The sequence below is a fragment of the Rhodanobacter fulvus Jip2 genome, assembly GCF_000264315.1.
Taxonomy (GTDB): Bacteria; Pseudomonadota; Gammaproteobacteria; order Xanthomonadales; family Rhodanobacteraceae; genus Rhodanobacter; species Rhodanobacter fulvus.
Window position 1 is genome coordinate 1 of sequence record NZ_AJXU01000033.1, and the last position, 13,789, is coordinate 13,789.

At 67.8% G+C, this 13,789-nt stretch carries 9 protein-coding genes; 5 read left to right on the forward strand and 4 right to left on the reverse strand.

Annotation, left to right across the window (positions count from 1 at the left end):
* Positions 1-42: 42 nt before the first annotated feature.
* Positions 43-1,941 carry a M61 family metallopeptidase gene (locus tag UU9_RS08750; RefSeq protein ID WP_007081384.1) on the reverse strand — a complete coding sequence of 633 codons (1,899 nt, stop codon included), beginning with the start codon at positions 1,939-1,941 and terminating at the stop codon, positions 43-45.
* 283 nt (positions 1,942-2,224) lie between these two features.
* On the opposite strand from UU9_RS08750, the gene UU9_RS08755 reads away from it, so the two are divergent.
* The gene (locus UU9_RS08755; RefSeq protein ID WP_007081385.1) at positions 2,225-3,322 is read left to right on the forward strand and encodes a GGDEF domain-containing protein; all 1,098 of its coding nucleotides are present in this window, start codon (positions 2,225-2,227) and stop codon (positions 3,320-3,322) included.
* Positions 3,323-3,362: 40 nt separating this feature from the next.
* On the opposite strand, the gene UU9_RS08760 is transcribed toward UU9_RS08755, so the two are convergent.
* From UU9_RS08760 to UU9_RS08770, 3 genes are all read right to left on the reverse strand, one after another.
* On the reverse strand, positions 3,363-4,850 hold the full coding sequence (locus UU9_RS08760; RefSeq protein ID WP_007081386.1) for an amino acid permease: 1,488 nt from the start codon (positions 4,848-4,850) through the stop codon (positions 3,363-3,365).
* Between the two features lie 67 nt (positions 4,851-4,917).
* On the reverse strand, positions 4,918-5,961 hold the full coding sequence (locus UU9_RS08765) for a glycerophosphodiester phosphodiesterase (RefSeq protein ID WP_237710255.1): 1,044 nt from the start codon (positions 5,959-5,961) through the stop codon (positions 4,918-4,920).
* Positions 5,958-7,706, reverse strand: coding sequence for an alkaline phosphatase (locus UU9_RS08770; RefSeq protein ID WP_007081388.1), 1,749 nt, complete (start codon positions 7,704-7,706; stop codon positions 5,958-5,960). Before UU9_RS08770 ends, UU9_RS08765 begins: the two co-directional genes overlap by 4 nt.
* Positions 7,707-7,868: 162 nt before the next feature.
* On the opposite strand from UU9_RS08770, the gene UU9_RS08775 reads away from it, so the two are divergent.
* The 4 genes from UU9_RS08775 (at position 7,869) to thrC (ending at position 13,712) form a co-directional block, all read left to right on the forward strand.
* A complete protein-coding gene (locus UU9_RS08775; protein ID WP_007081389.1) occupies positions 7,869-9,854 on the forward strand; it encodes a bifunctional 2',3'-cyclic-nucleotide 2'-phosphodiesterase/3'-nucleotidase in 1,986 nt (661 codons plus the stop codon).
* A 392-nt stretch (positions 9,855-10,246) separates the two neighbouring features.
* Complete coding sequence (locus tag UU9_RS08780; protein ID WP_007081390.1) at positions 10,247-11,416, forward strand: homoserine dehydrogenase family protein; 1,170 nt, start codon at positions 10,247-10,249, stop codon at positions 11,414-11,416.
* On the forward strand, positions 11,413-12,393 hold the full coding sequence (locus tag UU9_RS08785) for a homoserine kinase (protein WP_007081391.1): 981 nt from the start codon (positions 11,413-11,415) through the stop codon (positions 12,391-12,393). Before UU9_RS08780 ends, UU9_RS08785 begins: the two co-directional genes overlap by 4 nt.
* Positions 12,390-13,712, forward strand: a complete 1,323-nt coding sequence (thrC, locus tag UU9_RS08790; protein ID WP_007081392.1) for a threonine synthase — start codon at positions 12,390-12,392, stop codon at positions 13,710-13,712. The genes UU9_RS08785 and thrC overlap by 4 nt, the downstream gene beginning before the upstream one ends.
* Positions 13,713-13,789: the final 77 nt, after the last annotated feature.

The following is a 13,789-nucleotide window of genomic DNA, read 5'->3' on the forward strand; positions in this document are numbered from 1 at the left end:
GGGCAGCTTCCCCCGCTACGCGGGGGAAGCGAAGCACAATCTTCAGCGTGCCTTGAGCAGCTTGCCCAGCGTGTCCGGCTTGCTGTCGTCGCGCACCAGGTGCGGGTACTTCAGGCCGCCGTGGTAGTCGATGCGCACGGTCTTGTACTCGTCGAAGTTCTTCACCAGCAATTCCACCGGCTGGCTCTTGTCCTTCGCCGCGGCGGTGATCGCGTCCTTCAGTGCATCGGCGTCGTACTCATGGTTGTTGACCGCCACCACGGTCATGCCGGGGGAAATGCCGGCCTTGAACGCGGGGCTGTCCCACAGCACGTCGCCGATGGCGCCGCTCTTGCCGATCGACAAGCCGATCGAATAGGTGAGATCGGCGGAATGCCGGCGTGCCTCGATGGCCTTCACCATGTCGGATGGCTTGTCGTCGTAGACCAGCTTCCAGCCGTGCCCCTCGACGCCGCCGATCAGCGGGCCGTGGCCGTCCAGCCGCGTGCGCAGGTAGCTGTTCCAGTCATACGGCTGGATGTCGTTGAGGGTCTTGACCACATCCTCGAACACGTAGGTGTTGACGCCCCAGTCGCCGTCGTTCATGCCGAAGAAGGCCTTGGCGAAATCGTCGATGGAGTGCTTGCCACGGCTGAGGTCGCGCAGCTTGGCGTCCACGTCCAGCCAGATCATCTGGCCGCCGGAGTAGTAATCCTCGCTGGCTTGGTAGTTGCGGTACGGCAGCGGTGCGCGCTGGGCGATGATCGGGTCGTTGGTGGTGTCCTGCAGGTTGCGCCAGCTGGCCAGGCCCGGGCGGCCGCGGTCGTAGCGCGCGGCCACCTCGGCCAGTGCGTCGCGCGTCTGCGCCTCGCTCCACAGGCCCGAGCGCGCGGCCATCACGAAGCCCCAGAACTGGGTCTGGCCTTCGTACACCCACAGCAGCGAATCCTCCATCGGCACGTTGAAGCTGGGCGTGGTGAGGTCGGCGCCGCGGCGGTATTTGCCGTCCCACGAGTGGTTGAATTCGTGCGGCAGCAGGTCGCGGTCCAGCACGTTCTTGTCCCACTCGGTGAAGTAGCCGGTGCCCACGCCGTTCTCGCTGGAACGGTGATGCTCCAGGCCGTTGCCGCTCATCTTGTCGCTCAGCGAGAACAGGAAATCGTAGTGGTTGTAGTGGCGCGCGCCGTACAGCTTGTACATCTGCTGCACCAGGTTGCGGTGCACTTTCAGCTGCTCCGGCGTGATCTCCAGATACTTCGGCGCATCGGCCACGATGTTGAGATGCACCGGCACCTTGGCGCCCGGGTCCAGGTCCACGCGCTTGAAGTACTTGCCCGCGTAGATCGGTGAATCGACCAGATTGTCGTAGCTGATCGGCTTGAAATGCACGGTGTCGCCGTCACGCGAGGCCACTTCCAGCGCACTGCCGAACTGCCAGCCGGCGGGGAATTTCACGCTGGTCTGCGCGGTGATGCCCTTGGTGGCGTAGCCGGCCGGGTACAGCGAACTCGCGTTCCACTGCAGGTTCAGCATTTCCGGCGTCATCACCACGCGGCCCTGGTTTTTTTCCTGCGGCGAAAGGAACTGGAACGCCACCTCCACGCTGCTGGCGCCAGCCGGCACATCGACGTGGAACGCGTAGACGTTCAGCGTGTCGCGCTTCCACGGCAGCGTCTTGCCGTTGGCGGTCACTACCAGCCCGGCCAGCTTGTCGATCGGCCCGGTCGGCGAATGGTTGCCCGGCAGCCACTGCGGGTACAGCAGGGTCAGCGGACCGGGCTGCGCCGGGATGACCTCGTGCACGCGGAAGATGCGATGGGCCACGTCGGTGGCATCCACATTGATCTGCACGGTGCCCTCGAACGGCACGTCGCGCGGCGGCGGCACATCGGCGAAGGCCGCGAAGGAACTGATCCCGAGGGCAGCGGCGGCGAGGGCTGAGGTGAGGCAGGTGAGTTTCAAAAGCTTCTCCGGGGAAAGGGATCGTGTCGGGCGCCCGACAGGCAGCGCCGGACTCGCAGCGCAACGGTGCCACTCGGCTCGCCTGGAGCGTGCTTGGCGGCAGGCAAAACTGTCATGACAGAGATACGGCCCGCCGATCCTAGACCGGCGCCCCTGCGCTTAACCCATGCCGAAGGTCACGACCCCATCCACTGGCATGACCTTGGCACCGTTCTTGCTGCCTCACCCTCAGTGTCTTAGCGAGTTGACCCGTTTCCGCGCCGCCTTCACCCACGAGACCTCCATGGCCGCCTTGTTCGAGAGCCGACGACATGCCGACGACGCCGACCAGCGCCGCGAATACGTTCGCTATCTGGCACGGCAGCGCGGCCCGATGATCCATGCGCTGATGCTGGTGGCCACGCTGGCCTATGCCGTGGCGGCCATCGCCAGCACCTTCATCCGCAGCTCGGCGCTGCCGTTGCCGCTGCGACTGGCACCGCTGCTGCCACTGCTGCTGGTGGCCGTGACGGCCCGCCGCGCAAGCGAGCCACGGCACCTCAGCCTGCTCGCGCTGCTGTGCGTGCTGTTGCTGGAAGGGGGCATCAACCTCAACAGCATCGGCAGCGTCCACGGCGGATCGGGCGTGATGCCGGGGCTGCTGCTGCCGGTGGCGTCATCGGTGATCTGGCTGGCCCGCTGGGATTTCCTCTGCGCCATGGCGCTATGTGCGCTGGGCCCGCTGCCGATGCTTTTGATCGGCGACATCGACCACACGCAGGTGGTGCAGTACCTGGTCTACATGTGCATCGCGATCATGCTGTCGACGGTGCTGCGAGCGTTCATGGCGCGCACGCTGTTTGCGCAGTTTCAACTGGAGCAGCAGCTGCGCGAGCGGGCCAATACCGACGACCTCACCGGACTGCTGCTGCGCAACCGCTTCCTTGAACTGGCGCGACGGACGCTGCGCGAGCTTCACCAGCAACAGCGGCCGGCCTGCCTGCTCTATCTGGATGCCGACCACTTCAAGCTGCTCAATGACAACCACGGTCATGCCGCCGGCGACGCCGCGCTGGTGGCGCTGTCCCGGGTGTTGCGCGGGCAGGCACGCGGCACGGATCTGCTGGCACGCATCGGCGGCGAGGAGTTTGCCCTGCTGCTGCCCGGCCTCGACCTGGCCCAGGCTTGCAGGCGCGCCGAACTGCTGCGCCAGACCGTACGCCAGGTCGAACGGCCGGACGGCCCGCTGACCATCAGCGTCGGCGTGGCCGCCTGCCACCTGCCGCACGAAAGCATCGAAGCCCTGCTGGCCCGTGCCGACCAGGCGATGCGCGAAGCCAAGCGCGAGGGCCGCGACCGGGTCATCAGCAGTCGGCACCCCGCGGCCGAACAGGTCAATTGACGACGCCCGGCGGCACCTGGCCGCCGGGCGCCTCGTCACATCACGGCTCGCGTTCCAGCCGGCTGTGCCGAATGCCGAAGCCGAAATAGATGACCAGGCCCAGCGCCATCCAGATGATGAAGCGCTCGATGGTGATCCACGGCAGGCCGCCCAGCAGGTGGAAGCGGCCATCGCTGAACCACGGCCAGCCGATGATCAGGAACAGCGAGAACAGCATGCCGGCCGGGGCCACCAGCCACAGCGCGGGAGTGCGGAAGCCGCGCGGAAGATCCGGCTTGCGCACGCGCAACAACAGCACCGAGCCGCAGATGATGATGAACGCGGCCAGCGTGCCGATGTTCACCAGCTCGGCCACTTCGCCGATCGGCAGCGAGCCGGCCACCAGCGCGGTGAACACACCCAGGATGATGGTCGGCCGCGCCGGCGTGCCGTACTTCGGATGCACCCTGGCGAACCACTTCGGCAACAGGCCGTCGCGCGCCAGCGCAAACCAGATGCGCGCCGCGCCCAGCATGAAGGCGAACATCACGCTGGTGATGCCGGCCACCGCCGCCACCGAAATGATCCCGCGTACCCAGTGCAGGCCCAGCGCCTTGAATGCCGCATCCACCGGCGCCGGGCCTGCCAGCTGCTGGTACGGCACCATGCCGGTCAACACCAGCGACACCATCACGTACAGCGCCATCGATACCGCCAGCGACAGCAACACCGCGCGCGGCAGGTCACGCTGCGGGTTGGTCGACTCCTCCGCCGCCGTGGTCAGCGTGTCGTAACCGAACACTGCGAAGAACACGATGCTGGACGCCGCCAGCACGCCGCCCCAGCCGTACTGGGTCAGCCCTTCGCTGGTGATCGCGGCGGGAATGAACGGGTGCCAGTTGGCGGTGTTGACGTAGAACGCGCCCACGCCGATCACCAGCGCCACGCCAATGACCTTGATCGCGACGATCACCGTATTGGCACGCGCGCCCCACTCGGTCTTCACCGTCAGCATCCAGGCGATCAGCAGCGTGATCCCCGCGGCGATCACGTTGAACACCTTGCCACTGTCGGGGTTTTTCGGGTCATAGGCGCCCTGTGCCCACACCGGCAAGTGCGCGCCGAACAATTGCTCGATCAGCGCCTGCACGTAACCGGACCAGCCGATCGCCACCACGCCCACGATCAGCGCGTATTCGATCAAAAGGTCCCAGCCGATGATCCAGGCGAACAACTCGCCCAGCACCGCGTAGCTGTAGGTATAGGCACTGCCGGTAACCGGAATCAGGCCGGAAAACTCGGCATAGGCCAGCGCGGCGCAGGCGCTGCCAAGGCCTGCGATGAGAAAACTCAGCACCACCGCCGGGCCGGCATTGGCGGCGGCCTGCTGGCCGGCGAGAACGAAAATGCCCACGCCGACGATGGCGCCCACGCCGATCGCGGTGAGCTGCCACAAGCCCAGCACGCGACGGAAATCGCCGCGCTGCCCGGCCTCGGCCTGAAGGTGTTCGATTGATTTGTGACGTACCAGTTTGGCGATAAAACCCATAGAGCTTTTCCCCTTGCGACAATGGGTCAGCATAACAAAGGCTTTTTTCGCCGTATTTCACGCGGTTTCAGCGCAACGCCAGCGCCTTGCGCCCCAACGCGGGATCGTCGGTGAAGAAGCCATCGATACCGGTATCGAGATAGGCGCGGATCTCGGCGATGGAGCCGGCCTCGTTGCAGGCCTCCGGCGCTCCGCCATCGTGAAAATCGGCGGCAATGAAGATGTTTTCCGGGCGAAACGTGTACGGCTGCACCTGCAGCCCCGCTTCGTGCGCGTCGCGCACCAGCGTGGTCGGATGCGCCAGCCGGCCATCGGCGCCGAGCGGAATGATCATGCGCGTCGGCGGCGCGATCGCATCGGCATACGTGGCGATCCGGTGCAGGCCGGCCGGCGTGAGCATCTGCGCATAGGTCAGCGTGCCATGCGCGGCCAGCACATCCGCCGGTTGCGGATGATCGTCATCGATCAATTGCAGCAGGCTGATGTTGGCGCGTTCCGGCCCCAGCTGACGACGCAGGTACAACAGGTTGCCGATCTCGAAGGACTGCAGCTCCACCGGCGCATGGCGCGTGTAGCGGTGCGCGGCCAGGATGTCCAGCACGCGATCCTCCATCGGCAGGCCGAGCCCGCGCGAATAACTGCCGTGTTTCAGCTCGGGCATGAGGCCGATGGTTCGCCCCTGCACGTCCGCCTGGGCCGCAAGGAAGTCGATGATTTCCTCCAGCGTGGGAATCGCGAACATGCCGTCGTAGCGCGACCCGCGCAGCGGTGGCAGCCGCTCGCGGGCACGCAGCCGTTTCAGCTCGGCCAGGGTGAAATCCTCGACGAACCAGCCCTCGACCAGGTCGCCGTCGATGCGCTTGCGCGTGCGGCGGCTGGCGAACGCGCGGTGATCGGCCACGTCGGTGGTGCTGCCGATCTCGTTGCCGTGGCGCGCCACCGGCACGCCGTCGCGCGTCATCACCAGATCGGGTTCGATGAAATCGGCGCCGTCGGCAATCGCCTTGGCGTACGACGCCAGCGTGTGTTCCGGCCGCCACGCGCTGGCGCCGCGATGGGCGATCACCCGCACCTGCGCGGCGATCGGCAACGCCGGTGCCGGCGTTGTCACCGGGTGGTGGCGGGTGCGCCCAGCTGCCGCAGCCAGGCCTGCCGCGTGGGTCGATCCACCGGCACGCCGTCGGCATTGCAACTGCCCAGCCGGCACAGCTCGGCGCGGATCCGCGGTGCGTGCTGCACGATGACGTGGAAGATCGCGTTCTGCTCCAGCTCGCCGTGGAACGCCGCCGCGCCGGGGCCGCTGGCGAAGATCGCCACATCCTCGCCGCCATGCGTTTCACCGCCCAGCGGCACCACCGCCTCCTGCAGGTAGTCCGGATCGGTGGTGTCGATGTCAGTGAGGTCGGGCCGCCCCTTGCCGATCGCCGTGTAATGTTTCGGCTGGTGCGGGAAATGTTTCGGCCCTTCGGGCTGCTCGTCGCTGGCACCGGTGTAGCCGGGGCCGTTGGCGAAGCCCAGCGTGGTGTACGGCAAGCCGGTCGCATCGTGCGCCAGCGCCCCCGTGCTTTCCTCGTCGTAGCTGTCGGTGGTGCCGCGCACCTTGCCCAGGATCGGGTTGCCACGGCGCGGGTAGCCCGCGAAGGTCAGCGTGTGGCTGTGGTCGGCGGTCACCACGATCAGCGTATTGGCCGGGTCGGTGGCGTCCAGCGCGGCCTGCACCGCGTCGGCCAGGCTGATCGTTTCATCCAGCGCGCGGTACGCGTTGCCCGCATGCAGGGCATGGTCGATGCGACCGCCCTCGACCATCAGGAAAAAGCCGTTCGGGTTCTGCTTGAGCACGGTGATCGCGCTGCGCGTCATCTGCGCCAGGCTGGGCTCGCCGCCGGGCCCTTTCGAGCGGTCGTGTTCGTACTGCATGTGCGACGGCTCGAACAGGCCCAGCAGGCGCGGCGTGTGCGCCAGGTCCAGCGCATCGAACTGGGCGGTGTTCCAGACGTACTTTCCGTCGGGGTGTTTGGCCGTCCATTCGTCGACGAGGTTGCGGCCATCGATGCGTGCGCCCGACTTCTTCGGATACTCCGGATCGGCCACGCCGGTGGGCAGGAAATTCCGCCGCCCGCCGCCCATCGCCACGGTGAGTCCACTGGCGGCGGGAAAGTCGATCAACTGCGTCGCGAAATCCCTGCAGCCTTCGGCGCGTGCCGCGGCCGGCATCGCCGCATCCACTTCCCAGTTGCGTTCGGGCAGGTGGCCGTACGTGGCCGCGGGCGTGGCGTGCGTGATTCGCGCCGTGGTGACCGCGCCGGTGCTCATGCCCGCCGCGGCCGCCAGTTCCAGCGTGCTCACCAGCTCCTGCCCGCGACTGGCGGCGCAGTCCTGCCGGGTCGGCACCTGCGACACGCCGATGAAGCCGGCGCGCGTCTTCACGCCGCTCATGATCGCGGTCATGGTGCCGGCCGAGTCAGGGGTCTGCTGATCGGTTTCATACGTGCGCGACAATGCGCTGAACGGAAGCTTCTCGAAACTGAGGCGATAGCTTTCGCCATCGACGCCCTTGCGCTGGCCGGCCATCACGTGCGCGGCCGCGATCGTGGGGATGCTCATGCCGTCGCCCAGGAACACGATGACATTCTTCGCCCGCTGGCCATCGGCATGCGCCTGGGCGGAAGCCTGCGCGGCCTGTGCCGCGCCGCTGCGGAACCACCACTGCGGCGTCTCGCCCTGCGGCCGCTGGATGGCCGGTACATCGATCGCGGCATGTGCGGACGTCGTCGACGGCGCGCTGGCGCAGGCGCCCAGCAGCGAGAGCGTGATGCCGAGGACGAAATGGCCGGCGATGGTTGGGCGATGGTGCATGGCGATCCTCGGTGGGCGCGCGGGACGGCGCGAGCGCGGCATGATAATCGTTGAACATGACAAATCGCGTGATGCTGCCGACCGTGACTGACAGCATTGGCGCCGGCGCCGCCGCATGCCTATCCTGCCGCTTTGCGCCCGGACGGCGCACGGACCTCCCCCATGTCGAACCGCGCGCTGCTCCCGCTTGTTTTCGCCACCGCGCTGCTGGCCGGCTGCGCCAGCCAGCCATCGCATCCGGTTTCGGCGCCGGACGGCGCGCGCGCCAGCGTGGCGATCCTGGAGACCACCGACGTCCACGCCAACGTGCTCAGCTACGACTATCACAAGCTGAAGGCGGACGACTCGCTGGGCTACGAGCGTACCGCCACGCTGATCCGGCGCGCCCGCGACGAATTCCCCAACACCTTCCTGTTTGACAGCGGCGACACCATCCAGGGCACCGTGCTGGCCGATTACCAGGCGCTGGTGAAGCCGGTGCGCTGCGACGAGGAGCTGGCGATCTACCGGGCGATGGACGCGGTGGGCTACGACGGCGGCACGGCCGGCAACCATGAATTCAACTACGGACTGGGCTTCCTGTCGCAGGTCACCGGCACGCCGATGAATGTCGATGGCGGCCACGCCGACCGCTGCGCCGGCCCGCACTTTCCGCTGGTGCTGGCCAACGTCTTCAGCGCCCGCGACGGGCAGCCGATCTTCCAGCCGTGGACGGTGGTAACGAAAACCATCGACGCCTACACCGCCGACGGCAGCAAACTCCGCGTGCCGTTGAAAGTGGGCATCATCGGCTTCACCCCGCCGCCGATCATCGACTGGGACAAGCGGAACCTGGCCGGCAAGGTCACCGTCAGCGGCGTGGTCGAGGCGGCGCGGAAATACCTGCCGCAGCTGCAGGCGCAGCATCCCGACCTGATCGTGGCGATCCTGCATGGCGGCCTCAACACGGCGCCGTACACCCCGCAGATGGAAAACGCCGGCTGGTACCTGGCCGGCGTGCCCGGCATCGATGCATTGCTGCTCGGCCATTCGCATACCGAATTCCCCGGGCCGCGCTATGCCGGCATGAAGGACGTCGATGCGAAACGCGGCCTGGTGCGCGGCGTGCCTGCCGTGATGGGCGGCTTCTTCGGCAAGGACCTGGGCGTGATCCAGCTGGTGCTGGAGCGCAAGGACGGTCGCTGGGCGGTCAATCGCGACGAGAGCCACAGCGAGGTGCGGCCGATCTGCAAGGCAAAGGATGATTGCGTGCCCGCCGATCCTGCCATCGCGCCGCTGGTGCAGAAAGCGCATGAAGCCGCCATCGCCTACATCGACACCCCGATCGGCGAAAGCACGCTGCGCATGAGCAGCTATTTCGCCGACGAGGGCAACCTGACCGCGCTGGCGCCGGTCAATGCGGCGCAGGCCGATTACGTGCGCAGGCAACTGCCGCGGCTGCACCCCGAACTGGCGAAAGTCCCCGTGCTTTCCGCCGCCGCCGCCTTCCGCACCGGCTTCGGCGGCGTCGATGATTACACCGACGTGCCCGCCGGCCCGCTGACCCTGCGCAGCGCCGCCGACCTGTATTTCTATCCCAACACCCTGGCCGCGGTGAAAACCGACGGCGCCGGGCTCAAGGCGTGGCTGGAGCAATCCGCCCAGCGCTTCAACCGGATCGACCCGGCCAGGACCGGCGAGCAACCGCTGATCAACAGCCGCTTCACCGGCTACAACTTCGACCAGATCCAGGGCGGCATCCACTACCTGATCGACGTGTCGAAGCCGGCGGGCCAGCGCATCGTTTCGCTGAGCTTCCACGGCAAACCGGTAAGCCCGACCCAGCCGTTCATCGTGGTCACCAACAATTACCGCGCCAACGGCGGCGGGCATTTCCCCGGCCTGGATGGCAGCACCATCGTGCTCAGCGTGGCGGACGGCAACCGCGAAATCCTGGCCAGGTGGCTGGAACAACGCGGGACCGTCGGCGCCGCCTCGCTGGAACTGGCGACCTGGCGTTTCGCGCCACTCAGGACGCGCGGCCCCGTGGTGTTCAGCGCACCCGGCGGCAAGCTGCCCGTGGCGCGCGCGGCGGGACTGACGAACATCAGCGTGCTTCGCGACAACGGCGACGGCACCGCGACCTACGCCATCGACCTGGCGCACTGAGCGACGCGGTACGGCGCGACCGGCGTTCGTTGCGGCGCCGCATTCCATCCGCACGACGTGTGCAACACGCCGGAAGCGCCGCCGTGCGCGCCGCATAAAGTTACAAATGAATCTGTTGACTGCAGTGCAGCAACGCCTTTATGGTCGACGTCATGTCGCCGTCATCCACGCCAGCACACATGCATCCCACGCCGCCTGGAAGCGGCTCCGTGCCGCCGTCGTTCGACGCCGTGATCATCACCGCCACGATTACCCCGATTACCATTACTGGCTTCGGGTGGGTATCCGTGCGCGCATAGAGTTACAGACGCAAACGGCCCCGCCCTCGATGATGCGGGCCGGCACACACCGATCACCGCCAGCGAGCACGGGCCTCTTCCGGAGAGGCAATCGTGAACACCTGCGCACCACCACTCGTCGATCAACTGCAGCCCTTGCCGCTGACCGCGACCACGCCCGGCTCGACCGCGCGCCGTCGCGTACTGGCTGTCGGGCTGATCGGCCCCGGTCGGGTCGGCAGTGCCCTGCTGGCGCAGTTGCGCGCCGCCCAACCGCGGCTGGCCCGCGACGCCGGGCTTGATCTGCGACTGTGCGGCGTGGCCGCCAGCAAACGCATGTGGCTCGACTGCGACGACCCGGAACTGCGCGTCGGGCTGGGCAGCGGCGCCGAGCGCGCCCAGATCTGGCGCCCGGGCAACCTCGACGAGTTCGCTGCCCATGTCACGGGCGATGACGGCCGCCACGCCTTGCTGATCGACTGCAGCGCCAACGACGCCGTGGCCGAACGCTATGCCGACTGGCTGGCGGCGGGCATCCACGTCGTCACCCCGAACAAGCTGGCCGGCAGTGGCCCGCTGCAGCGCTGGCATGCGATCCGCGCCGCCTGCGCCAACGGCGGCGCGCGTTTCCGCTACGAAGCCACCGTCTGCGCCGGCCTGCCGATCGTGCAGACCTTGCGCGACCTGCTCGATACCGGCGACGAATTGCTGGCCATCGACGGCATGTTCTCCGGCACGCTGGCGTGGCTGTGCAACCGCCACGACGGCAACCATCCGTTTTCCACCCTGGTTCGCGAAGCCCACGCGCTGGGCTATACCGAACCGGACCCGCGCAACGACCTGTCCGGCATGGACGTGGCGCGCAAGCTGGTGATCCTGGCCCGTGAGGCGGGCTGGCCGCTGTCGCTGGAAGAGGTCGACGTGCAGAGCCTGGTGCCGCCCGAACTGGCGGCCTTGTCGCCCGAGGCGTTCATGCAGCGCCTGCCCGAACTCGATGCGCCAATGGCCAGCCAGCTGGCTGCCGCCCGCGCCGGCGGTGGCGTGCTGCGTCATGTCGCCAGCCTCGACCGCCACGGCCACGCCAGCGTGAAACTGGTCGTGCTGCCCGCGGCGCACACCTTCGCCCACACCCGCCTGACCGACAACATCGTGCAATTCACCACCCGCCGTTATTGCGACAATCCCTTGGTCGTGCAGGGACCGGGCGCTGGCCCGGAGGTCACCGCCGCGGGCGTGTTCACCGATCTGCTGCGCATTGCCGAGTCGCTGGGGGTGCGCGCATGAACGCGTCCGTCCTCGCCCCCGCACGCAACGAAACCGGACGCGACGTGGCCTGCGCCGTGGCCTATGCCAGCGTCGGCAATGTTGCCGTCGGCTTCGACATCCTGGGCCACAGCCTGGCCGGCCCCGGCGATCGCGCCGAGGTACGCCGGATCGAATCGCCCGAAGTACGCATCGCCGACATCCGCGGTTGCGTCACCGCGCTCCCCACCGATCCGCAGAAGAACACGGCCGGCGTGGCCTTGCTGGCATTCCACAAGGCGCTCGGGCTGGACCATGGCCTCGAGCTGACCCTGCACAAGGGCATCGCGCTGGGTTCGGGCATGGGCGGTTCGGCCGCTTCCTGCGTGGCCGCGCTGGTGGCCGCCAATGCCTTGTTGCCGCAACCGCTTTCGCCCGAAGCGCTGTACCCGTTCGCGCTGCAGGGCGAGGCCTTGGCCAGCGGCAGCCAGCATGGCGACAACCTTGGCCCGATGCTGCTGGGCGGCCTGGTGCTGGCCACCAGGACGCGGCTGTTGCGCGTGCCGGTGCCGGCAGCGTGGCATTGCGCGCTGGTGCATCCGCACTATGTGCTGGAAACGCGCAAGGCACGCGCCGCGCTGGCGGGCAATTACGCGCTGGGCGAGTTCGTGTCGCAAAGCACGAATCTGGCCCTGCTGCTGACCGGCTGCTATCGCGGCGAGGCCGCGCTGGTGCGCGAAGGCCTGAAGGATGTGCTGGTCGAACCGCGCCGTGCCGCGCTGGTACCCAATTTCGCCAAGGTGAAGCAGGCCGCGCTCGACCACAACGCGCTGGGCGCCAGCATTTCCGGCGGCGGCCCCAGCGTGTTCGGCTGGTACGAATCGCGCGCCGAAGCCGAGAGCGCAGCGGCCGCAATGCACGCCGCCTTCGCCGAAGCGGGGCTGGACAGCGACGCCCTGGTGTCGCCCGTGAACGGCCCGGCTGCCGCCGTCATTTCCGCCATCGAGGGCAATCCATGAGCCGCATCGAACCCCTGCTCTACACCAGCACCCGCGCACGCAGTCCCTCGGTGGAGATCAGCCAGGCGATCGCCGCGGGGCTGGCACCCGATGGCGGCCTGTACGTGCCCGAGGTACTGCCCAGGATCGACCCGGCCACGTTCGACCCGCGCGGCAGCATTGCCGACACCGCCGCCACGCTGCTGGCGCCGTTCTTTGCCGGCGACCCGCTGGCCGACGAGCTGGCCGCCATCTGCGCGGAGGCGTTCGTGTTCGACGCCCCACTGCGCCCGCTGCCGCAACATCCGCAGAGCCTGATGCTGGAGCTGTTCCACGGACCCACCTCGGCGTTCAAGGATTTCGGCGCCCGCTTCCTGGCGGCATGCCTGCAGCGCTTGCCGCGGGTGAGCGGCCAGCCGTTGACGATCCTGGTGGCCACCTCCGGCGACACCGGCGCCGCGGTGGGCGCGGCCTTCCACCAGCGGCCCGGCGTGCGGGTGGTGATCCTCTACCCCGACGGCAAGGTCTCGCCGCGACAGGCGCACCAGTTGGGCAGCTTCGGCGACAACGTCACCGCGCTGAGGGTCGACGGGCGTTTCGACGACTGCCAGCGGATGGTCAAGGCGGCTTTGAACGACGCCGAGTTGCAGGCGCAGGTGCCGATGTCGTCAGCCAACAGCATCAGCCTGGGCCGGTTGCTGCCGCAGATGAGCTATTACGCGTACACCGCGCTGCGCTGGTGGCATGCGCACGGCGAGCCGCTGAACTTCATCGTGCCCACCGGCAACCTGGGAAACGCACTGGCCTGCCTGTGGGTGCGCGAGATGGGTCTGCCGATTGGCGAAGTACGCCTGGCATGCAACGCCAACGCCACGCTGGCGGATTATTTCGGCGGCGCCGAGTACACGCCACGCGACGCGGTGGCGACGCTGGCCAATGCGATGGACGTGGGCGCACCGAGCAATTTCGAGCGGCTGCGCTGGACCTACCCCGATCCGTCGGTGCTGCGTCGCCTGCTGCGCGCCGACTGCGTGGATGACGCCACCATCCGCGAGACCATCGCGCTGCATGCGCGCCAGCATGGCGAGGTGTTCTGCCCGCATACGGCCACGGCGATGCATCTGCTCGACCAGTTGCGCGCCGCGGGCGACAACGCCAGCTGGGCCGTGGTGTCCACGGCCCATGCCGCCAAGTTCGAAAGCGTGGTGGAACCGTTGCTCGGCCATCCGCTGGACGTACCGCCGGCGCTGGCGGCGATGCTCCAGCGCCCGGCAACCGCGCTGCCGTTGGCGGCCACCGACGCGGCGCTGCACGACTGGCTGCTTGCACACAAGGCCTGATCCAACCGTACGTCGACGAATGGTTGATTCGCCCATGATCGCCCGCAAAGTGCGCCTCGCGCCGATGGACGTCCGGA

Bases quoted from the DNA above. Each gene is read 5' to 3' on its own strand.
- UU9_RS08785 (WP_007081391.1), top strand. From the start codon at position 11,413: ATGAACGCGTCCGTCCTCGCCCCCGCACGCAACGAAACCGGACGCGAC.
- UU9_RS08770 (WP_007081388.1), bottom strand. From the start codon at position 7,706: ATGCACCATCGCCCAACCATCGCCGGCCATTTCGTCCTCGGCATCACG.
- UU9_RS08775 (WP_007081389.1), top strand. From the start codon at position 7,869: ATGTCGAACCGCGCGCTGCTCCCGCTTGTTTTCGCCACCGCGCTGCTG.
- thrC (WP_007081392.1), top strand. From the start codon at position 12,390: ATGAGCCGCATCGAACCCCTGCTCTACACCAGCACCCGCGCACGCAGT.
- UU9_RS08755 (WP_007081385.1), top strand. From the start codon at position 2,225: ATGGCCGCCTTGTTCGAGAGCCGACGACATGCCGACGACGCCGACCAG.
- UU9_RS08760 (WP_007081386.1), bottom strand. From the start codon at position 4,850: ATGGGTTTTATCGCCAAACTGGTACGTCACAAATCAATCGAACACCTT.